The sequence below is a fragment of the Microbacterium sp. KKR3/1 genome (genome assembly GCF_021272365.1).
Taxonomy (GTDB): Bacteria; Actinomycetota; Actinomycetes; order Actinomycetales; family Microbacteriaceae; genus Microbacterium; species Microbacterium aurugineum.
In genome coordinates, this window is sequence record NZ_JAJSDW010000001.1 from 2,341,034 (window position 1) to 2,361,403 (window position 20,370).

The following is a 20,370-nucleotide window of genomic DNA, read 5'->3' on the forward strand; positions in this document are numbered from 1 at the left end:
CATTCCCCCGCCCAGTGCGGGAGGCTCAGCGTCCGGGAAGGAACCTGCGCACCAGACCACCGGCAGCCTTGAGTTCCGGGGCCCGCATGGCGGCGAGGATGGCGACGTAGACCACGACCACGGCGAGGCCGATGATCGCGGTGCCGAAGATGCCCGGAATGACGCCCGACGTGGCCCAGCCGTCCACTCCTCCCAGCAGCAGGAAGGTCCCCCACCCGGCAAGACCGGCGGGCACGCCCGCGATCGCGAAACGGAGGATGGCGAGCATCCACGAGCGGACGTGCAGGCCACCGATCTTTCGATGCAGCAGCCAGGTGGCGATGATCATCTGCAGGGTGCTTGCGAGTGACTGCCCGAGTGCGACAGCGGCGGCGAGGGAAGTCAGCGGGATGATGTCCGCTTCCCGCAAGCCGAGGGCGATGAGAGCGGTTCCCACGATGAGGGCGCACTGGATGATCGTGAACCAGAACGGAGTGCGCGTGTCGTCATACGCATAGAAGGTGCGCTGCACGATGAACAGGATCGTGAGCGGGATGAGACCGAAGAGGTACGCGATCAGCACCAGAGCGGCGGCTTGTGCGTCCGCCGCCGATTCGGTGAAGACACGTGACGCGGGTATCGCCGCGGCAGCGACCGCCGCCGTCGCCGCGACGATGAAGAAGAGCAACGTGCGGATACTCCTCGCGATGTCCGAGCGGACCTCGTCGTGGCGGCCGGCCGCGGCGTGCCCGCTGATCTGCGTGAAGTAGGGCGTGCCGATCGAGAGCACGATCACCGAGTACGGGAGCATGAAGATCAACCAGGCGTTCGCGGTCACCGTCGCAGATGCGCCGAGTCCCGCGACTTCGCTGACGATGTATCCCTGCAGGACCCCGGCGGAAAGGCTGGCGAAGGCCATCAGGAACGTCCACCCGGCGAGTCGTCCGACATTGCCGAGACCCACGCCTCGCCAGTGGAAGTCGGGCTTCAAGGCGAGTCCCGTGCGTCTCCAGAACACCAGCAGCACGACGGCCTGGAGCGCGATGCCGAGGGTGGCCGTGCCGCCGAGCAGGGTGATCATCGAGGGCGTCCAGTCGGTGGCCTTCGTGGACACGGGAGCGAACAGCGCACCGAGGGCGATGAACCCGGCGATTGAGACGATGTTGTTGATCACGGGGGCCCAGGTGAACGGACCGAAGATCTTGCGCGCGTTGAGAGCTTCGCCCAGCATCGCGTACAGGCCGTAGAGGAGGATCTGCGGGAGACACCAGTACGCGAGCGCGGTGGCGAGGGCGAGCGTGGCCTCGTTGGCCTTGCCGGCCACGAGATGCACGAGCCACGGAGCGGCAGCTGTCGCGATGGCCGTCACCACCACCAGGACCACGGTGCCCAGGGTGAAGAGCTTCGAGATGAACGCATTGCCGCCGTCGGCATCGGCTGTCGCCTTGACGATCTGCGGCACGATGACGGCGGTGAGCACCCCGACCGAGATCAGGGAGAACACGCTGTTGGGCAGTTGGTTCGCGTAGGTGAAGGCGTCTGCTGCTTCGGAGGCCACCGAGCCGATCACACCGACCAGCACGATGCTGCGCAGCAGCCCCGTGACGCGGGAGACCATGGTGCCGGCTCCGATGATGGCGCTCGCGCGTCCGAGACTAGTCACGCTTCTCCTCGGGCTCCGTGGCCACGGCTTCCTCGTCTTCCGCCGCTGTCTCACGGCGCTTGCGGCGGATGGTGCGGATCACGCCGAGGGCGATCAGGAGGACCGCGAGACCTCCGAAGATCACGAGGCCGATCGTCTCCCACTCGGCACGGACCGCGACCCGGACGGTCTGATCCCCTTGGATCTGCACACCCGTGGGGCTGTAGAGACTGAGGCGCAGATCGACCTCGCCGCTGCCCACCCGTGCCGACACCGGAACCTTCACCCGCGTCGTCGAGTTGGGCTGCACGACCGTCTCGGTCATGGGCTTCACGTCGAGACGGGGGTCAGTGGGCGAGACGAAGAGCTGCACGGTCACCGGCCACGGCAGGTCGTTGCGGACCGCGATCGGGAGGTCGGCGTTGGCCGCGAGCAGCTGGATGGTGCTGGACGGCGGGATGTTCACGGCGTTCAGCGTCGCGCGCGTCTGTGCCTGATGATCGGCGAGGTCCTCCGTGAACGCGTTCGCCGAGGTCCCGACGGCGAGTGTGCGGAGGATCCTGATGCGCTCCGGACTCAGCAGCACCTGCGGGTCCTCGAGGATGGACGAGAAGGCGGTGAGCTTGCCCTCGTCGGCCAGGAGCGTCGTCACGGCGGCCGAGCGCGCGGTGTCGGGTTCTGCGGTCAGAGTCGCCGCGACGGGTGTCGTCGCCCGGAGCGCGGAGAACTCGAATCCGAGGGAGTCCGCCGCGGAGATCGCGTCGCGGAGAGCGTCCGCGCGGCGATTCTCATCGCGGTCCAAGCCGATGAGCAGGGGAGCGCCGGCGGAACGAGCTTGAGCGAACTGGAGTCGCGCCGTCGCTTCGGCGAGCAGGCGCTGGCGGTCGACACTGTCACCCTCGGCGGCCACTTCTGACAGCACCTCGGACGTGGTGGCATCGGTGACGAGGAGATCATGGCCCGACGCGGTCGCGTGGGCAGCGCTCTGTCCACCGACCGCCGACGAGGGAACGATCGTGGTCGTCCCCTCTCCGAGGTACCCGGTGAACGCGGCCAGGTCGGTCTCGGTCAGCGCATCGTGCGGCCAGAGGATTCGCGGCAGCGCACCCTCGACCGCGGTGAGCTCCTCATCCGTCGGGAGCGCGGTGGAGTCCGTGGGACCGGGAGTCGGGCCGGGTGTTGCGCCCGTGCCGTCCGTGGGGGCGACCGTCTCCGGCGTCTGCGGGAAGTCCGCGGCGTTCAAGAAGGGGGCGAACGTCGTCGGCTGGAGCAGCTCGGGCAACCCCGCCTGTGCCTGCGCCGTAGCATCCGCATCCCCGAACTGCACGGCGAACCGCGCGTTCGGAAGCCCATCGAGCCGTGTGAGCCACTCCCGTGCGCTGTCAGGAGCGGCCGTGCCGAGCACCCGGATCGCCGTGAGGATCGACGGGTCGACCGCGATCACGGCCGTCGTTCCCGCGATCCCGTCGAGCTGGGCGGTAAGCGCGCCGTCGGCGGCGGTGAGTTCTGCGAGCTCTTCGGCGTTCAGCAGCGCACCGCCTTCCGGCGTCGCCGTGAGGGGAACGATCACGCCGATCTGCGTGGTCTGCGAGTCCGCCACGATCAGGACGGTCGTCGCGGTCGTGTCCGCTTCGGCCGCCGCGTCTTCGCCGGTCTTCGCCCCGGTGAGCTCCGCGCGCAGCGGGTACACGCCGGGGGCGAGGTCGCCGAGGGTGTCTTCGGGCACGAAGATCGTGGTCGTCGCGGAGGCGCCCGCATCGATCGGCTCGGTGTCGTCGGCCCCGATCGCAGCGAACTCGCCGGGAGCCTCACCGTCGTCGAGCCAGCTCGTCACCGCCGCATCGTCAGGCAGGGGTGTGCGGTTGAGCTCGACCTCGACCTGTCCACCGCTGAGCCTCGTGTCCGTGCCGTTGTCGAGAGTGAGCGTCGCCGAGGTCGACGACCCCGGAGCGATGAGTCCGCGCATGCCGGCGGAGACGTGCAGCTCGACGGTCTGATCGTCGTCCTTCGGGGCCTGGTCCGCGGCGAAAGCGGCGCCCGGCGCACCCAGGGCACAGGTGCCCGCTGCGATCGCGAAAACCGCGGCCCTGCCTGCGAGCCGATGCAGGCGCGCACGGAGGCCGGTTTCGGGGGTGATCGCGGTCATGGAGGTCTTCCTCGGGCGCCGGAGAGAGCTGCCCGTGAGTACTGACCTCCTGATTCTAGGAGGCCACATGAAGGAGAAGCCTGAAGACGCGTAGAGTGACGGCCGTGTCCGACACCCTCGCACCTGTTCCCGACCCGCTCCACAGCGCCGCTCTCGCAGCGGATCTCGATGCTGCGGACCTCCGTTCCGAGCCGCTTCGGCGACTCTGGGGAGAAGAGGCGGACGATGCCCTGGCGCGAGGGATAAGGGAGCCGATCCTGCGCGCGATCGCCGACGACACCGGTGCGCTCGCCACCCTGGGACGCCTCTTCGTGCTCGGGATGGCCCAGCCGCGGGAGCCCGTGGCCGCCGCGCTCCCGCACCTCGGGGTGGATGGGCTCGTCGCCCTCCGCCTCGCGACCGTCGATGCCGACACCGTGACGCCCACGGCACTGTTGCGACCGCAGTCGTTCGTCGATGCGGACGGTGTCGGGGAGTGGTGGATCGCGAGCGACCTCGACGAGGTGGCACTCGACGGAGCGCTGCCTGACGATCACGTCCTCGGTGTCGGCGGCGCATCGCGCACCCTCGCCGAGACCATCGTCCCGATCGAGGTGGATCGCGCGCTCGACCTCGGGACCGGGTGCGGTATCCAGGCGCTCCTGGTCGCGCGTCGGGCGGGCAGGGTCATCGCGACCGACATCTCCGCGCGTGCGCTCGCCTTCGCCGAGCTCAACGCGCACCTCAACGGAGTCGCCAACATCGAGTTCCGCCAGGGGAGCATGTTCGAGCCGGTCGCGGGGGAGGCGTTCGACCTGATCGTCTCGAATCCGCCGTTCGTGATCACCCCGCGCGTCGAAGGGGTTCCCGCGTACGAATACCGCGACGGCGGACTGGTCGGAGACGCGCTGGTCGAGCAGTTCGTGCGCACGGCCCCGACATTCCTCACGGAGAACGGCATCGTCCAGCTGTTGGGGAACTGGGAGTCCAAGGCGGGAGTCGGGGGCCTCGCCCGCCTGGAGGCATGGGTACCGGCCGAGCTCGACCTGTGGGTGATCGAACGCGAAGAGCTCTCGCCCCTCGGGTACGCCGAGCTGTGGATCCGTGACGGTGGCACCACCCCGCGCGATCCTGGGTTCACCCCGCTGCTCACCGCGTGGCTCGATGACTTCGCCGCCCGCGGTGTGACCTCCATCGGCTTCGGCTACGTCCTGATGCGCCGGGGGTCATCGGGCGACGCGCTGCGACGGACCGAGAAGATCGGCCAGCATGTCTCGAACGTCGGTGCGGCACTGGCGACGGGGCTCGCCGCCCATGACGTGCTCACCCAGGGGATGCCGGCGACGCTGACGGTCGCTGCCGACGTCACCGAGGCGCGACACCTGCTGCCCGGCAACGACGACCCGAGCGTGATCGAGCTGCGTCAGGGCGGAGGATTCAGCCGCACCATCGCGGTCGACTCCGCGCTCGGCGGCTTCGTCGGGGCCTGTGACGGTGAACTCACCGTGGGACAGATCGTGGCGGCGCTGGCGGACCTGTTCGACGTGCCTTTGGCCGAGCTGTGGGTGGACCTCGAACCCCGCATCCGTGCCCTGATCCTCGACGGCATCCTGCTGCCGGGGGAATAGACCCCCAATACATGCGTTGGAATAGATCATGAAGGCTTTCGGATTCCTCTCTTTCGGTCACTACGCTGATGTCCCCGGATCGGCGACCCGCACAGCGGGCGACATGCTCAAGCAGACGATCGAGATCGCCGAAGGCGCCGACGAGATCGGAGTGAACGGTGCCTCGGTGCGCGTGCACCACTGGGCGCGCCAGGCCGCGTCCCCCATGCCGTTGCTCTCCGCGATGGCGGCGCGCACGAAGCGCATCGAGGTCGGCACCGGTGTGATCGACATGCGCTACGAGAACCCGTTTCAGTTCGCCGAGGAAGCGGCAGCGCTCGACCTGATCGCCGATGGACGGATCGCGCTCGGAGTGAGCCGAGGTTCACCCGAGACCGCGCTTCGCGGCTACGAGACGTTCGGCTACGTCGACGAGGAGGACACGGAGCGCGGCAGCGTGCTGGCGCGGGAGAAGTTCGACCTCTTCCTTCGGGCGATCGATGGCGAGGGTCTCGCCCCCGGTGACCCCAGGATGGTGGGAGCGGGTCGGTATCTGCAGATCGAACCGCAGTCGCCGACGCTCCGTGACCACATCTGGTGGGGATCGGGCTCTCGTTCGACCGCCGTGGAGACGGGTCGCAAGGGGCTCAACATGATGAGTTCGACCCTCGTGACCGAAGCGACGGGCCAACCCTTCCACGAACTGCAGCGCGAACAGATCGAGCTGTTCCGTTCGGCCTACAAGGAAGCCGGTCACACCGGGCGACCGCGGGTCTCCGTGAGCCGCAGCGTGTTCCCGCTCGTGTCCGACATGGATCGGGCCTACTTCGGGCTGCGCAGCGAGGAGAACGCCGACCAGATCGGTGTGATCGACGGATTCCGCTCGACCTTCGGGAAGACCTATGCCGCCGAGCCGGACGTGCTCATCGCCCAGCTGAAGCAGGACGAGGCCGTGATGGCCGCCGACACCCTGCTGCTCACGATCCCCAACCAGCTCGGCCCGGAGTACAACCTGCACGTGCTGGAAGCCTTCGCGACGCACGTGGCGCCGGCACTCGGGTGGAGGCCGAACACCGACGGGCCGGTGCAGGGCGACCCGGTCTGACAGTCGGTTTCGCGGCGGATGTCCGTCGTGCGAGGGATGCGGATGAGAGCTTGCGGGGGCAAGCTCTCATCCATGAGCGAATCCGTTTTCTCAGCGGGAACCGATGTGATCGTCGGCCGCGAACCGGGCACCGTCATCGACGTCCGGGCAACTCCCGCCGGCAAGTGGGTGTTCGGCGTCGAGAACTCCGCAGGTGAAGTGAGGTACTTCACCGAGAAGGCGTTACGGCTCCCCGAGGGCTAGTGTCGTGACCATCTCGCCCCCTGGTGGTCGACTACTTGTTGCGTTGCGGAGCCGGCCAGCGGCGAGTGGTATTCGCTCCGATCAGGAAGGCCAGGAGGCCGACCACGAGGCAAGCGGCGAGGGGCTGCACCATGGAATCGAGGTCGCCCGACACGGAGAACCATGCCAGGGCAAGAAGCCATGACAGCACAAGGACCGCGGCGAGGACAGTACCTGCTTTAGCGCTGAGCTTCCCAGCGATACCGCCCAATGCAAGCAGGGCAATTCCCACGATTGCATAGATCATTGCTCTCCTAACACTTGTGAATCCACGGCCACCATATGCCGGCCGGCCCGCCGACGCCGACGACGTAGTGGATCGAGACGCAGTTCCCACCGGCCAGCTGTGTACCGCTGATCGCGACAACGGTGGCGCAAGCAACCTGGAGCAACTTCGCGTAGGAAACCTTCGATTTGTTGAGAACCGCGGCGCAGGCCGAGAACCCACTGATGGCGGCCAGGCTCTCAGACCGGTTCAGATGGACCTGGATATATGGCCCGTAGAAGTTGACCGTCGGGTCTGCAACGACGGGGAAGGTTGCGCCTGTGGTGTCAACGACCTGTCTGAGAGTCGAACCAGCGATCTCGTAGTGCGTGGAGAGAGTACGGCCCTCGGCGTCGACCGCCCAGGGGGCATCAATGCCGCCGATGAAGTTCTCGCCGTCAGAAATGTTCACCGTCCCGTTATCGAGCAGTAGCAGCTGTGTGCCCTCATCGAATGTCCACTGGGGCTGTTCCTTCACCGGGGCGTCGAGGATCGCGGCGAACCGCGTCGAACCCTCCTCTGGGTGACTGACTGCGTATGTGACCGAAGCATCCTCAACGGTTGCGTACTGGCCGGATTCAGAGATCGTGACGTCCGTCGAACTGCCCAGCGCGACGCCTACGTCACTCGCGGCTAGCTCAACGGTTACAGCGCTACCCTCAACCGTGGGGGTGGGCACTTCAGCGTCCGCTGGGACTTCCTAGGCTCGTCGCGGAGGCGGAAAACGGGGTCAAGAGCATCGTCACGATGGCCAACGTCGTGGCGGCTCCGATGTGGGTCTTTCGTGTGTAGTTCACGGCACAACCTTTCTCGTGTTCTCGGAAACGTAGGAAACGTTGTGATACCTGTCCATATCCCCCATGTGAGGGGTAGACGAACTTCCACCCTCTCACCACCCCGATTCACTGGGGCGTACTTCTAGATTCCGGAATCGTTCTGGTGCAACCCGAGACCAAAGAATTCTGGCTTGGGTACTAAAGATGGGCGGTGTCCACGTTCACCATCGGGACCGACGGCAGCATCACCGCACGGGCCCGGCCGGCCTCTCCGCACGGAGCACGGCTTCATGCCAGTGTCTCGCGGGCGACGGCATCGGGGTCGGGGCGTCCGGCGACGAGCTTGACGATCGGGCCCAGTACGGCTCGCACGCTCAGGCGCCGGAGCGTGGTCTCACGCAGCCACGCGAGCACACGCCCGCGGCGGAACATGAGCCGCGCGAGCATCCGTGAGTTCGACTGCGCTGCCTCGACGCGAGGGCGCTCGACCCGCTCCCATGCCTCAAGCAGTACCGGCAGTGTTTGCCGGTCGGCGTACGCGAGCATGCGTCCCAGCATCCAGGCCGATTCGATCGCCATTCCCGCCCCGATCCCTGCGGTCGGCAGGAAGCCCGCGGCGGCGTCCCCGAGCAGAACGCCGCCGCGTAGCACCCATCGAGGGGCACGGGCGTCGGCGAGTCGCCACAGGTACGGATCCGGTGCCGTCTCGATCGCGCGCAACGATGCCTCCAGGCGAGGGCCGAGGGAATCGACCCGCTCGCGGACGGATGCGGCGAACGCGACGGGACCGTCCGCAAGGTCGGCGTCCGGGCCGCCGAGGAACACACCTAGCCGGTTCTTCACGGGGTAGGCCCCGAGGAAGAACCCATTGCCCCAGATCTCCTCGCCGAGCGTCGGATCGCTGAGATCATCCGCCCATCCCACCCAGCCCGACCACCCCGTCTCGACGACCTGCGGTGCGGCCGAACCCAGCACGGAGCGCATGCGTGAGTTCATGCCGTCGGCACCGACGATCAGATCGAACCGACCTTCGCCGGCGGGCGCCCCGTCACGGTCGACGAACAGCGCTGTGCGATCGGTCACCTGTTGCACGGTGGTGCCGAACGTCACCGGGCACCCGCTCTCGGTGAGAACCTCGATCAGAGCGCCACGCGAGATGCCGTTGTAGTCGCCGTAGACGCGCAGCAGATCGCTCATCGACTCGGAGCGCAGCATCTTGCCGCGGTGGGATCGGAACGCATAGCGCTGCATGGGTGTGCCCGCGGCGAGGTAGTCCTCGTGCACGCCGAGATCGACCAGAGCCTGATCGACGGTCGGCATGAGCGCGAGCATGTAGCCCGGGTGGTCCATCTCGGGCATCCGATCGACGAGAACCGGGTGCAGTCCGTCGCGACGCAGCAGTTGCGTGAGAGTGATGCCGGCGATGCCGGCACCGACGATGAGCACTCTCAGACGATCGTCGTGTTGTGCGGCGATCTGGGAGTCGAGTGGTGTGTCGGTGAGCATGTTCCTCCTCTGGACCACCTGGTCCAATGCCCACACTACGCCTACTGGACCGACTGGTCCAGTAGGGTGGATGCATGGCAGCGCTCACGGGGAATCACCGCGACCGACTCATCGAGGCGACGGTGGCGGAGTTCGCCTCGGTCGGATATGAGCGCGCGTCGCTGAACCGCATCATCCAGGCGGCCGGCATCAGCAAGAGCTCCTTCTATCACGCGGTCGGTTCCAAGGCGGAGCTGTTGGACGCGGTGGTCGAGACCCTGATCGCCGACGTGCGCGCGCACTGGGTCGCCCCGGAACCCGCGCAGTTCGCCGGCGATGACTTCTGGCCGCGCCTCGACGGAGTGCTCACGGATCTCGGCCGACTGGCCGCGGTCGATCCTGCTCTCGGTCTGCTCGGGCGCATCTTCTACCTGCCCGCAGCGGGAGGCGTCGACGCGAGGACCACTCTGCTCGATGCCGTGCACGCGTGGGTCGCCGAGGTGCTGCAGGTGGGTGTGCGCACCGGAGCCGTGCGCGATGACGTGCCCGTGGCGGCGCTCGCCGCGGCGACGTTCGGCATGCTCCGCGGCGTGGACGAGTGGGCTCTCGACGCGACCGCTGAGGAGGCGTCGCGACGCGCTCGGGATCAGGCCGCGGTTCCGGGGATGCTCCTGCGCGGCATGCTGGGGCGTCCCTCCTCCGCTGCGTGACACCACGCGCACGTCGCGCGCAGCCTCCGTCAGCCGCCCCGGGGCGGACCGAACAGCTCCTCGCCGTGCTCGTGGAGCAGCCTGTACGCATCCGCGAACGTCTCCGGCTCGGGCTCTCCCGGCTTGCCGTAGCGCGCGATCAGCAGGCCGAGAAGCCCGCGAGCTGGCGGGGTCAACGGCCTCAGCTGATCCTTCTCACCGGGTCGCGGCGCCGACTCTTCGGGGTTCGGCGGCGTGTACGCGGGGGTCGTCACGGGCCAGTCGGCGGGGTGGCGGGGTTTGTCGAGATTGACGACGTTCAGCAGGGTGTTGGCGGACTGGTCGCGATCGTTGAGCGGCTTCAACCCGTGCAGACGGGAGAGCGTCGCGATGACCGAGCCGTGGTGCATCTCGTCATGGATGATCGAGCCGCGCTTCGTGTACGCCGAGACCGCGATCGCCGGGACGCGGCATCCGAGCCGGTCGAACGTGAAGCCCATCTCGCCGGCCTCGGTGTCGGGCGTCGGCGTGGTGGCGGCGGGCGGGGGCACGTGGTCGTAGCAGCCGCCGTGCTCATCGAAGGTGATGAGCAGCAGGGTGTTGACCGCGTTCGAACCCGTCGCGGACGCACTCGTGCGCACGGCCTCGTAGATGTCATGGATGAGTCGGTCTCCGGCGCGCACGTCCGAGATCGCGCTGTCGAAGACGGCTTCACCCTCGACCTCGCCCTCGCGGGGGCGGCCGAACGGCGGATGGAAGTCGTTGTGATCGTAGACCATGCGGGGCTCGATGAACGCGTAGGCGGGGAGCTTCCCGTCCTTCGCCTCGGCGTAGAAGTCCTCCATGGTGCCGAAGTGCTCGGTGCGCCAGTACTTCTCGAGCACCTGGGCATGCAGCATCCCGGTGAACGACACGAGCTGGAGCTTGTCGATGTAGATCTTCCAGCTCACCTTCTCGTCTTCGAGCCGATTGAACACCGTCGGGGCTGCCGGAGCATCGAGCCACTTCTTGTATCCGCCGCCGGCCTGGTTCGTCACGAAGCCGTGTGACGTCGAGGCGTGGAAGAAGGAACGGTTGCAGAAGGTCTGCGACGGGACCCCGGCGTACCAGTGGTCGAACACGGCGAACTCCGAGGCGAGCGTCGACAGCACCGGGAGCATCTCCGGAGAGAAGGAACCCATGATGTGTCTGGCCTCCTCGGGCTTCGGGTCGACCCCCTTGCGCAATCGCCGGAAGTTGATGATGTAGTCCTCCAGGAACCCTGACATCGTGGGCTTCTCACCGTGCGTCGGGGCGTTGAACGGCGCGGTCATCTCGTCGACGAAGAGTCTGGCGTTGCTCGCGGGATCCACGGTGCCGAAGATCTGCGTGTTGACGTGCGGGTACTCCTCGCCGGGGTCCGGGTCGGGAAGGCTCATGATCCGGTCGGTGTCGCCCTCGTACACGTGCGCATGGACGACCGTTCCGTCGGAAGAGGTGTTGCTGTACGAGCCGAAGTCCAGGCCCTCGAACGTCTCGCCTGCCGGCAGATTCTCCCGGGAGTACAGGTATCCGAGCAGGTTGTCGAAGGAGCGGTTCTCACCCATCACGACGACGAGGTGATCGAACCCCGGCTCACTGCGCGGAGTGAGGGCCGCGAACGGATCCGGGTCGTCTGCGAAGCCGTCGCGCGGGTTGCCGGCCATCGACGCGCCGATCGCCGCCCCGCCCGCACCCCCGACCGCCGCGCCCGCGAGCGCGGCGCCCCCGATCTTGAAGAAACCGCGGCGCGAGGTGGCACGGGTGGAGGAGTCGTCTGTCACGCCCCGATCCTATGACCGTGCCCGTGTCGAGCGCAGGGGCGAAAACAGAGACGGAATGCGCGCGACCCGGCGTGTCGGGGTGGGACACGCCGGGCGTGCGAGGGGTCGTCTGGGTTTCAGCGCCGGGGCCGAGGGCGAGGGGCGAGGGAGGGGGAGGTCAGGCGGCGGCGATCCAGAGCACCGCGCCGTCGCGCCAGCCGAGGCCGGCTGCGCCTTCCGGGATGGGTGCTTCGTGCCGCGGGCGCACCACGCGCATCCGCTTCCCCGCGAGCTCGACGATGTACACGATGTCGGCCCCGCGGTAGACGTGGGCGACGACGTCGACGTTCACCGGAGTCTCCGCGCCGACCGTCGGCGAGAGCCGCAGGTCCTCCTGGCGGAGCACGACCTCACCGGTGCCATCGGGGCCCGCCCCCGTCAGCGGCACCTGGATCGCGGTGCCGTCGAGCGTCGCGACCGCTCCGGAACGTGTGGCCGGGAGCAGGTTGGCCGCGCCAATGAAGTCTGCCGCGAACGGGGTGCGCGGTGCGCCGTAGAGTTCGGCCGGCGCACCTTCCTGTTCGATCACTCCCGCGTTCATCAGGACGATGCGGTCGGAGAGGCTCATCGCCTCCTCCTGGTCGTGCGTGACGAACACGGTGGTGAGTCCGAGAGTGCGGTGCAGCTCCTTGAGCTCCACCTGCATGTCCTCCCGCAGCCGGGCATCGAGGTTCGACAGCGGCTCGTCCAGCAGGAGCACACGCGGCTCGAACGCGATCGCGCGGGCCAGGGCGACACGCTGCTGCTGGCCGCCCGACAGCTGCGCCGGCATCCGGTCGGCGAGGTGACCCATCTGCACGCGCTCCAGAGCCCGCACGGCGAGTTCCTTCTGCTCGGTCTTGGACTTCTCGCCCGACATCCGCAGCCCGAAGCGCACGTTCTCGACCACGCTCATGTGCGGGAAGAGGGCATAGCTCTGGAACATCATGCCGAGGTGACGCTTCTCGGGCGGGAGCTTCGTCACATCCTGGCCGGCGATCTCGATGGTGCCGCTGCTGGGTGACTCGAGCCCCGCGATGCAGCGCAGGAGCGTCGTCTTGCCGCACCCCGACGGGCCGAGCAGGGAGACGAACTCCCCGGACCGCATCGAGAGATCGATGCCCTTGAGCACCGATGTCCCCTTGAAGTCCTTGGTGAGAGCAGTGATGGTGAGTGTTGTCATCAGACGAACAACCTTCCCAGGCCGATGATGCGTTCGAGCACGATCATGAGGACGACGGTGAGCAGGACCATGAGAGTCGATACCGCCGCCACGGTGGGCGAGGTGCTGAACTCCAGCTGGCCGTAGATGGCGATGGGGAGCGTCTCGAGCTGCGGTGTGCGCAGGAAGAGGGCGATCACCGCATCGTCGAACGAGATGTTGAAGGCGAAGAACGCACCAGCCGCGATGCCGGGGCGGGCGATGGGCAGCACGACGAGGCGGTAGCGGTTCCAGGCGCTGGCGCCGAGGGTGCGTGCGGCTTCTTCCGTGAAGTGGTCTGCCCGCGCCATCACGCCGGTGACGGTGCGCATCACGTACGGGATCGCGATCACGACGTGGACGGCGATCAGGACACCGACGTTCGGTGCGCCGATCGTGAGCGACGAGATCGACAGGGCACCGATCGCCAGGATGATCGTCGGGATGGTCAGCGGCGACATCAGCAGGGCTTGGATGGCGGCGCCGCCGGGGATGTTGAAGCGGGTCAGCGCGAGGGCGGCAGCGGTGCCGATCGACGCGGCCACGACGGCCACGGTGACGCCGACCACGAGGCTCAGACGGAACGGTTCGAGGTAGGTGTCCGAGGTGAGCGCCTCGACGTACCAGTCGAGGGTGAACCCCTGGCCGGGGAAGGTGAGGAAGCGGTTCTCGCCGACGGACGCACCAGCGACGACCAGGAGCGGGACGAGCATGTAGAGCGTCACGATGACGCCGAGGACGATGGCGAGGACCCTGCCGAGGATCGGAACGGAACGGACCATGGTCACACCTTCTGCTTCCCGAGTCGGGACGTCGCTGCGAGCACGAGCATGACCCCGGCGAAGAGCAGCACGGCCTGTGCGGCCGCGAACGACCAGTCGAGGTTGGTGGTTGCGTCGACGTAGATGGTCTGCGCGAACACGGGGATCTGCGCCCCGCCGATGAAGCGCGGCGTGATGAACGAGCTCACCGAGAGGACGAAGACGAGCGAGGCACCGGCGACGATGCCGGGGATCGCGAGCGGGAGGACGACGTGCCACAGCGTGCGCCAGAATCCGGCGCCGAGCGTGCGCGACGCCTCTTCGAGCTGAGGCTTGATGCCGGAGATCACACCCAGGATGCTGAGCACCGCGAACGGCAGGAGCACCTGCACCATCGCGATCACGACCCCGGTCTCGGTGCCGAGGAAGCCCTGCGTGCCGCCGACGAGGAACTCCACGCCGGGAATCTGCATCATCAGCCCGGCCGGTCCCATCAGGACGACCCAGCCGAAGGTGCGGACCACGACGCTCGTCATGAGGGGGAGGATCACCACGATGAGCAGGAAGGAGCGCACCAGGGAGCCGGCGCGAGCCATCACGTACGACAGCGGGATGGCGATGACGAGCGTGATGATCGTCTGGATCACCCCCAGGCGGAGCGAACGCAGCGCCGCCTGGAGGTGATATTCACTCGTGAACAACCGGGTGAAGTTGTCGAGGGTGAACCCGCCTGCCGACGATTGCACGCTCATGAGGAGCATGCCAGCCACCGGGGTGATGAAGGCGAGCGCGAGCAGCACGATCGCCGGCAGGAGCAGGAGCCAGGGCTCCCTACGGGTTCGGACACTCATTTGGTGATCAGCGCATTCCACTCATCGGTCCAGGACTGCCGCGAAGCTGCGACATCGCCCGGAGCGTAGACGACGACCGTCTCCAGCTCGTCGCCGGTGAGCACGGCTTCCGCGGCGTCGCCGGAGAGTTCGGTCTGGGTGTTGACCGGCGAGTACCGCATGTTCTCCGCGAAGACGGCCTGCGCTTCGGGGCGCAGTTCGAAATCGATGAAGAGCTTCGCGAGGTCGGGGTTGTCCCGGCCCTCGACGACGTTCGCCGTGATGAGGGAGGCGGTGACGCCCTCCTCCGGGACGATGAACTCTACCGGAAGGCCCGCGTCCTGCAGCGTGCCGGCGTAGTCCATCGCGTACGGGGCGAGCCAGGTGTCGCGCTGTGCGAAGGCGGTCTGCAGGTCGGGCGAGGTGGGTACGACGATCGCGTCGCCCGACGAAGCCAGCTCCCCGAGGTCGGTGATGGCCTGCGAGGGGTCCTCGATGCCGCCGCCGAGCGCATCGGAGACACGGAGCATCGAGAGCACGCCGTACGTGTTCGAGAAGTCCGTGAGGGCGATGTGGCCGGCGTAGGCCTCGTCGAACAGGTCGAGCCACGAGGTCGGTGCCGGAGCATCGGCCTCGGTGTTGTAGACGAGTCCGATCGGTGCGAGCTGGATCACGGGGCCCTCCCCGCGCTCGAGGCCCGCCGTGGCGAGATCGATCAGGTCACCGGATTCGGACAGCTCGTCGGCGGTGATCGGCGCGATGAGACCGTCCGCGGCGGCGGTGAACTCCTGCCCGCCGGAGAAGTGCACGACATCGATCTGCGGGCTGGCCTTCTGGGCGGTGACCTGGGCGAGGGCGTCGGCGCTGTACAGCGTGATCAGCTCGACCTTGGCGCCGGTCTCCTCCTCGAAAGGATCGACGACGGCCTCGATGAAGGCCTTCTCCCAGTCGCCGCCGAACGACGTGACGACGAGGGTCTCGCCGGCGAACTCCTTGTCGCCGGACGATGCGGTGTCATCGCCGGCCGCACAGCCGGCGAGGACGAGGGCGCCGGTGGCGACGAGCGCTCCGGTGGTGAGGATTCTTCGGGTATTCATGCACTGCTCCTTCGGGATGGGTCCAGCACTGAGTAGACGCCTTAGACCAGGCGTCCGATGGTGAGCTGCTTCGCTCCGTCGATGCGGATCGCCGCGCTTTCCCTGGCGAACTCCGCGAGTCCTTCGGTGATGCCGCCCCAGATGTTGACGGGTGTCCATCCGAGCGGGCCGAGAGTACGGGCACCACGATCGTAGAAGACGCCGATCTCGTACCACTCGAATGGCAGGCCGCCCATCTGCATGGGACGCTGCCAGTACCACTGCAGGTCACCCGGTGCGGGTACGACCTGCTGGTTCTCGAACGGCACCTTCTCCGGGTCGAAGTTCTGCGCCTCTTCGGGGAGGCCCACCATGACCTCGGGGCCGGCGTACATCGCGTGCATCGCCTGCATGGTGACCGGCTTCTCCAGTGCACCCCACATGGCCTCGCAGGTGCGAGGGGCGAGGTCCTCGAACAGGGTGGCGACGGCGCGGACGCCGTTCTCGTACTCGAGGAAGACCTGCTTGGTCATCGTGTTCCTTTCTCCGCAGCGGGTTGTTCCGCTGCTCGTTCGCGGGCGGCCGAGACGAACGCCGCGAACAGCGGCATCTCCTCCGCGGCCTCATCGGGGTCGATCATCTTCTCGGGGTGCCACTGCACGGCCCAGAAGGGCCAGTCGCCGTCTGCTTCGACGGCTTCGACGATCCCGTCCGGGGCCCACGCGACCGGGTGCAGGTCGGGGGCGGGGACGGCGATGGACTGGTGGTGGATGGTGTTCACGATCCGGTGCCGCGTGCCGTACAGGTCGGCGAGACGGCTGCCGTCGGCGAGTCTGATCGGATGCCGGGCGGCGAGCTGCTGGTCTGCTCCGCGCACGGGCTGGTGATCCTCGGTGTGCGGGATGTCGACGAGGAGGGTGCCACCGAAGGCGACGTTGGACACCTGCAGCCCGCGACAGACGGCGAGGAGCGGGATGCCGCGTCGGCGGGCGCCCCGCGCGAGGGCGATCTCGAACCCGTCGCGGGACGGATCGTAGGTCTTGCCCTCCTGCGGTTCCGCGCCGTAGCGGGACGGGTGTACGTCTTCTCCGCCCGAGAGGAGCAGTCCGTCGAGGCGGTCGAGAACGTCGTCGACGCCCGCCGTCGGGGGCAGCAGGACGACGGCGCCACCGGCGGCTTCGACGGGTGCGGCGTACTCGGCGCCCAGGGTGTGCGCGGGGCGGCCCGCCCCGAGATCGGTGTCGATGAAGCGACGCCAGGTCGTGATGCCGATGAGCGGACGGGTCATGACAGCTCGATCCAGGTGGTCTTGAGATCGGTGAACTTGTCGATCGCATGCAGGCTCTTGTCGCGGCCGAAGCCCGACCCCTTGACCCCACCGAAGGGGATCGTCATGTCGCCCTCCTCGAAGCAGTTCACCCAGACGACGCCGGCACGCAGACGACGCGATAGGGTGTGCACCGCGTTGAGGTCGGTGCTCCACAGCGCGGCCGCGAGTCCGTACTCGGTGCCGTTGGCGATCTCGAGGGCGTCCTCCACGTCGTCATAGGCGATGACCGAGAGGACGGGGCCGAAGACCTCGCGCTGGGCGACTTCGTGCTGCGGTGTGACTCCGAGCACCACGGGGGCGAGGTAACTGCCGCCGTCGACGGCCTCGAAACGCTCCGGGGTTCCGGCCGCGAGCTCACCGCCTTCCGCCTGGGCGCGCTCCACGAAACCGGCGATGCCGGCGAGCTGCTTCTCGCTGACGATCGCTCCCATCGAGGTGGTGACGTCGAACGGGTCGGCGGGCAGACTCGTCCGCGCGACTTCGGCGGCGATCTCCAGCGCACGGTCATGCTGCGCTCGGGGCACGAGCAGGCGGGACGACGCCGTGCACATCTGTCCCTGGTTGTAGAAGCATCCGTCGGCCGTGGCACGCACCGCGCGCTCCAGGTCGGCGTCGGGCAGCACCAGGCTCGCGGTCTTCCCTCCGAGCTCGGGCCAGACCCGCTTGCCGTTGGATACCGCCGAGTAGCCCAGGAAGCGCCGTCCGACCTCCGGGGATCCCGTGAAGGTGACGATGTCGACGTCAGGGTGCTCGCCGAGGGCGCGACCGGCGACGTGTCCGGCGCCGGGGAGGACGTTGAGCACGCCGGAGGGGATGCCGGCCTCGTGCGCGAGCTCGGCCAGTCGCAGCGCCGAGTAGGTCGTGTGCTCGGCGGGCTTGAGCACCACGCTGTTGCCGACCGCGAGGGCCGGGGCGAGCTTCCAGGCGGTCATGGTCAGCGGGAAGTTCCACGGCACCACGGCCGCGACGACGCCTGCGGGCTCCCGGGTGACGAGCGCGAGACTGTTCGGCGCGGTGACGGGAGCCTCGTCGAGGACCTTGTCGGCGGCCTCCCCGTACCAGCGGAAACAGGTGACGACGGCGCGAAGCTCGGTCTGCAGAGCCTCACGGACGGGCTTTCCCATCTCGAGCGAGATCGTGAGGGCGAGCTCTTCGGCGTTGTCGTGGATCTTCTGCGCGAAGGCGATCAGCCGCTGTCCGCGCTCACGAGGGGCGATCCGCGACCAGACCCCGGAATCGAAGGCGGTGCGCGCGGAGCGGACGGCCCGGTCCACATCGGCCGGCGAGGCGGCGCTGATCTGCGGAAGTGCGCGACCGTCGCGGGGGCTCACGGGAGACAGGGGCTCGGCCGAGCCCTCCTCCCACGCGCCGTCGATGAACATGCGCGTGTGCAGGGGCAGCGTCGCCGCGCGATCCGCCCAGTCGTCTCCAGTAGCCGTGAACACGGTCGTCCTCTCCAGGGGTGATGGCCCTGGAGAGGATACTCGCCCTATTTCGCCACTAGGTCAAGCGATAGAGACCGATCTCGCCATTTCGTTACATGCCAGTAACAGAATCAGCCTATAGGCGAATCGCGCCCGTGGGCAGGTCATTGGCCAGCGCGGCGGGCGCCTCGTCGACGATCAGAGACCCGCGCAGCACCGGAGTGATCACCACCAGCGACTCGACGACCTCGAGTCCGTCGTGCCCCGCCACGGCCGGCCCGGTCAGGAACTCGTAGAACGCATCCGCATCCTTGACGAGCACATTGGCGAGCAGCTGCGAGGTCCCCGTGGTGGCGGCGATGAACTTCACCTCCGGCGCGGCGGCGAGAGCCGCTCCCACCTTCTCGAGGCGCGCCATCGGGACGCGGAGCCACACCAGAGCCTCCAAACCGAGGCCGAACAGGCTCGGCACCACCTCGGTGCGCGGATGCATGAGGCCGCGACGACTCAGGGACTCCATCCGCCTCCGGGTGGTGGTGACGTTCAGTCCCAGTGACCGGGCGAGCTGCGCGACCGGCATGCGACCGTCTTTCAGCAGCAGCCGGATCAGCGCCTCCTCGTCCGCGCTGAGGGAATCGGCGGGGTCGACCTCGGAGCCGGACGACTCGTCGAGCATGCGGGCCTGTTCGTCGGTGAGCACTCCCGCGCGCCAATCGTGCCCCGAGCGGAAGAACTTCAGCACCGTCGTCACGTTGATCGAGTCGATGCCCTCGAGCTCGGGGAAGTCGGTGAAGAGCAGCTCACGGATGGAGGCGTCGTCGCGGGGGAGCAGCATTCCGGCGATGTCGCTGCTGCCTTCGAGCACCGAGACCGAGGAGGCGTCCGACCGTCGTGCCAGCGTGCGTGCCACATGCCAGAGCGCGTGCGGCTCGGTCGTGATGCGGAACAGCACCGCGCGGGCGTGGAGCACTCTGGCGGGGTCGACATAGGTGGAGACCCGCACCAGTCCGCGGTCGAGCAGTCGCTGTCCACGGCGGGCGACGGTGCGTTCCGGCAGATCGACCACGCGGCCGATCTCCCCCCACGACGCACGGCCGTTCACCTGCAGGGCCGCGGCGACGATCCGATCGGTTTCGTCGGCCATCACATCGTTCGTGGGCACGGGCTCTCCTTCACCGGGGACGGACTCGGGTGAAGGTTATCCCAGTGCGCCGAGCCGCCGGGACCAAAACGGAGACCGGACGCGGTCGTCGCGGCGTGTCTCGAGCCGACCTGCCGCCGGAGCGCGAGACGGTCCCGGTTTCGGCATCCGCGGCGATGGCGTCAGATGTCGGAGAAGTCGTTGCCGCCGCTGTTGATGCGCGTCACGACGTCGTCGGTGATCTTCAGGGTGATGTACTCGACACCGACCTCTCCGGGATTCACGAGAGACGAGGTGCCGGGAACCTCTCGCATGCCGATCTTGAGGTAGTCGGAGACGCCGTCGCCGTCTTCATCCCACTCATCCTCTGCGCCGGCGGCGATCGCCTCGGCGCGGGTGGAACCGAGGCCGAGCCCCTCCGGGGTGCGGAAGATCACGCCGGGGGCATCCGCCGACACGACCAGGGTAATGCGGGTCTCGTAGGCCGTCGCCTTCGTCCCCGTCCACTCGAACCCGTCGTACACCGAGTCGTACGGGCCTTCGACCGGTCCCTCCGTCGGCGCGGATCCGAAGGCATCGGTGAGGGCGGCGACGACACCATCCGGGTCGTCGTATGCGATCACGGGCCCCTCGTCGATCGACAGGCCCGCGACGGAGATCTCGACGACACGGTCTGCGGGCGTGGCGGAGGCCGAGGTGCTCGGCGTGGATGACGGTGTCGAGGTCGCGGAGCCGTCCGGTGACTGCCCGGGAGCGCAGGCGGTGAGCGCGAGGCCCAGGAGCGCGGCGGTGACGGAGGCGAGGACGAGGTGACGACGGCTTGGCATGACCC

At 68.0% G+C, this 20,370-nt stretch carries 19 protein-coding genes; 4 read left to right on the forward strand and 15 right to left on the reverse strand.

Annotation, left to right across the window (positions count from 1 at the left end):
- Nucleotides 1-25 precede the first annotated feature (25 nt).
- Nucleotides 26-1,642, reverse strand: a complete 1,617-nt coding sequence (gene murJ, locus LVJ59_RS11170; protein WP_232763057.1) for a murein biosynthesis integral membrane protein MurJ — start codon at nucleotides 1,640-1,642, stop codon at nucleotides 26-28.
- Complete coding sequence (locus LVJ59_RS11175) at nucleotides 1,635-3,767, reverse strand: DUF6049 family protein (RefSeq protein ID WP_232763058.1); 2,133 nt, start codon at nucleotides 3,765-3,767, stop codon at nucleotides 1,635-1,637. Before LVJ59_RS11175 ends, murJ begins: the two co-directional genes overlap by 8 nt.
- Nucleotides 3,768-3,862: 95 nt before the next feature.
- Between LVJ59_RS11175 and LVJ59_RS11180 the strand changes: the two genes are divergently transcribed.
- From LVJ59_RS11180 to LVJ59_RS11190, 3 genes are all read left to right on the forward strand, one after another.
- On the forward strand, nucleotides 3,863-5,374 hold the full coding sequence (locus tag LVJ59_RS11180; protein ID WP_232763059.1) for a methyltransferase: 1,512 nt from the start codon (nucleotides 3,863-3,865) through the stop codon (nucleotides 5,372-5,374).
- A gap of 28 nt (nucleotides 5,375-5,402) precedes the next feature.
- Complete coding sequence (locus tag LVJ59_RS11185; RefSeq protein WP_131491663.1) at nucleotides 5,403-6,458, forward strand: LLM class flavin-dependent oxidoreductase; 1,056 nt, start codon at nucleotides 5,403-5,405, stop codon at nucleotides 6,456-6,458.
- A gap of 72 nt (nucleotides 6,459-6,530) precedes the next feature.
- Nucleotides 6,531-6,701, forward strand: a complete 171-nt coding sequence (locus LVJ59_RS11190) for a hypothetical protein (RefSeq protein ID WP_232763060.1) — start codon at nucleotides 6,531-6,533, stop codon at nucleotides 6,699-6,701.
- Nucleotides 6,702-6,732: 31 nt separating this feature from the next.
- Here the strand turns inward: LVJ59_RS11190 and LVJ59_RS11195 are convergent, their stop codons facing one another.
- The 3 genes from LVJ59_RS11195 to LVJ59_RS11205 all read right to left on the reverse strand — a co-directional run bounded on the left by LVJ59_RS11195 (nucleotide 6,733) and on the right by LVJ59_RS11205 (nucleotide 9,287).
- Complete coding sequence (locus LVJ59_RS11195; protein ID WP_232763061.1) at nucleotides 6,733-6,987, reverse strand: hypothetical protein; 255 nt, start codon at nucleotides 6,985-6,987, stop codon at nucleotides 6,733-6,735.
- Between the two features lie 7 nt (nucleotides 6,988-6,994).
- Nucleotides 6,995-7,684, reverse strand: a complete 690-nt coding sequence (locus LVJ59_RS11200; RefSeq protein ID WP_232763062.1) for a hypothetical protein — start codon at nucleotides 7,682-7,684, stop codon at nucleotides 6,995-6,997.
- Between the two features lie 385 nt (nucleotides 7,685-8,069).
- A complete protein-coding gene (locus LVJ59_RS11205) occupies nucleotides 8,070-9,287 on the reverse strand; it encodes an NAD(P)/FAD-dependent oxidoreductase (RefSeq protein WP_232763063.1) in 1,218 nt (405 codons plus the stop codon).
- A 74-nt stretch (nucleotides 9,288-9,361) separates the two neighbouring features.
- Here LVJ59_RS11205 and LVJ59_RS11210 point away from each other — a divergent pair, with 74 nt between their 5' ends.
- Complete coding sequence (locus LVJ59_RS11210; protein ID WP_232763064.1) at nucleotides 9,362-9,976, forward strand: TetR/AcrR family transcriptional regulator; 615 nt, start codon at nucleotides 9,362-9,364, stop codon at nucleotides 9,974-9,976.
- Nucleotides 9,977-10,005: 29 nt separating this feature from the next.
- Here LVJ59_RS11210 and LVJ59_RS11215 read toward each other — a convergent pair whose 3' ends face one another.
- The 10 genes from LVJ59_RS11215 to LVJ59_RS11260 form a co-directional block, all read right to left on the reverse strand.
- Nucleotides 10,006-11,757, reverse strand: a complete 1,752-nt coding sequence (locus LVJ59_RS11215) for an alkaline phosphatase family protein (RefSeq protein WP_232763065.1) — start codon at nucleotides 11,755-11,757, stop codon at nucleotides 10,006-10,008.
- A 157-nt stretch (nucleotides 11,758-11,914) separates the two neighbouring features.
- Nucleotides 11,915-12,958, reverse strand: a complete 1,044-nt coding sequence (locus LVJ59_RS11220) for an ABC transporter ATP-binding protein (RefSeq protein ID WP_047521395.1) — start codon at nucleotides 12,956-12,958, stop codon at nucleotides 11,915-11,917.
- Nucleotides 12,958-13,758, reverse strand: coding sequence for an ABC transporter permease (locus LVJ59_RS11225; RefSeq protein WP_232763066.1), 801 nt, complete (start codon nucleotides 13,756-13,758; stop codon nucleotides 12,958-12,960). The genes LVJ59_RS11220 and LVJ59_RS11225 overlap by 1 nt, the downstream gene beginning before the upstream one ends.
- 2 nt (nucleotides 13,759-13,760) lie before the next feature.
- On the reverse strand, nucleotides 13,761-14,588 hold the full coding sequence (locus LVJ59_RS11230; RefSeq protein ID WP_047521401.1) for an ABC transporter permease: 828 nt from the start codon (nucleotides 14,586-14,588) through the stop codon (nucleotides 13,761-13,763).
- Entirely contained in the window at nucleotides 14,585-15,664 is a 1,080-nt protein-coding gene (locus tag LVJ59_RS11235; protein ID WP_232763067.1) for an ABC transporter substrate-binding protein, read from the reverse strand. Before LVJ59_RS11235 ends, LVJ59_RS11230 begins: the two co-directional genes overlap by 4 nt.
- A gap of 41 nt (nucleotides 15,665-15,705) precedes the next feature.
- Nucleotides 15,706-16,176, reverse strand: a complete 471-nt coding sequence (locus LVJ59_RS11240) for a DUF3830 family protein (protein WP_232763068.1) — start codon at nucleotides 16,174-16,176, stop codon at nucleotides 15,706-15,708.
- Nucleotides 16,173-16,931 carry a gamma-glutamyl-gamma-aminobutyrate hydrolase family protein gene (locus tag LVJ59_RS11245; protein WP_232763069.1) on the reverse strand — a complete coding sequence of 253 codons (759 nt, stop codon included), beginning with the start codon at nucleotides 16,929-16,931 and terminating at the stop codon, nucleotides 16,173-16,175. Before LVJ59_RS11245 ends, LVJ59_RS11240 begins: the two co-directional genes overlap by 4 nt.
- Nucleotides 16,928-18,418 carry an aldehyde dehydrogenase family protein gene (locus LVJ59_RS11250; RefSeq protein WP_232763070.1) on the reverse strand — a complete coding sequence of 497 codons (1,491 nt, stop codon included), beginning with the start codon at nucleotides 18,416-18,418 and terminating at the stop codon, nucleotides 16,928-16,930. Before LVJ59_RS11250 ends, LVJ59_RS11245 begins: the two co-directional genes overlap by 4 nt.
- Before the next feature lie 115 nt (nucleotides 18,419-18,533).
- The gene (locus tag LVJ59_RS11255; RefSeq protein ID WP_232763071.1) at nucleotides 18,534-19,559 is read right to left on the reverse strand and encodes an Lrp/AsnC family transcriptional regulator; all 1,026 of its coding nucleotides are present in this window, start codon (nucleotides 19,557-19,559) and stop codon (nucleotides 18,534-18,536) included.
- 161 nt (nucleotides 19,560-19,720) lie between these two features.
- Nucleotides 19,721-20,365, reverse strand: a complete 645-nt coding sequence (locus tag LVJ59_RS11260; RefSeq protein WP_232763072.1) for a hypothetical protein — start codon at nucleotides 20,363-20,365, stop codon at nucleotides 19,721-19,723.
- Nucleotides 20,366-20,370: the final 5 nt, after the last annotated feature.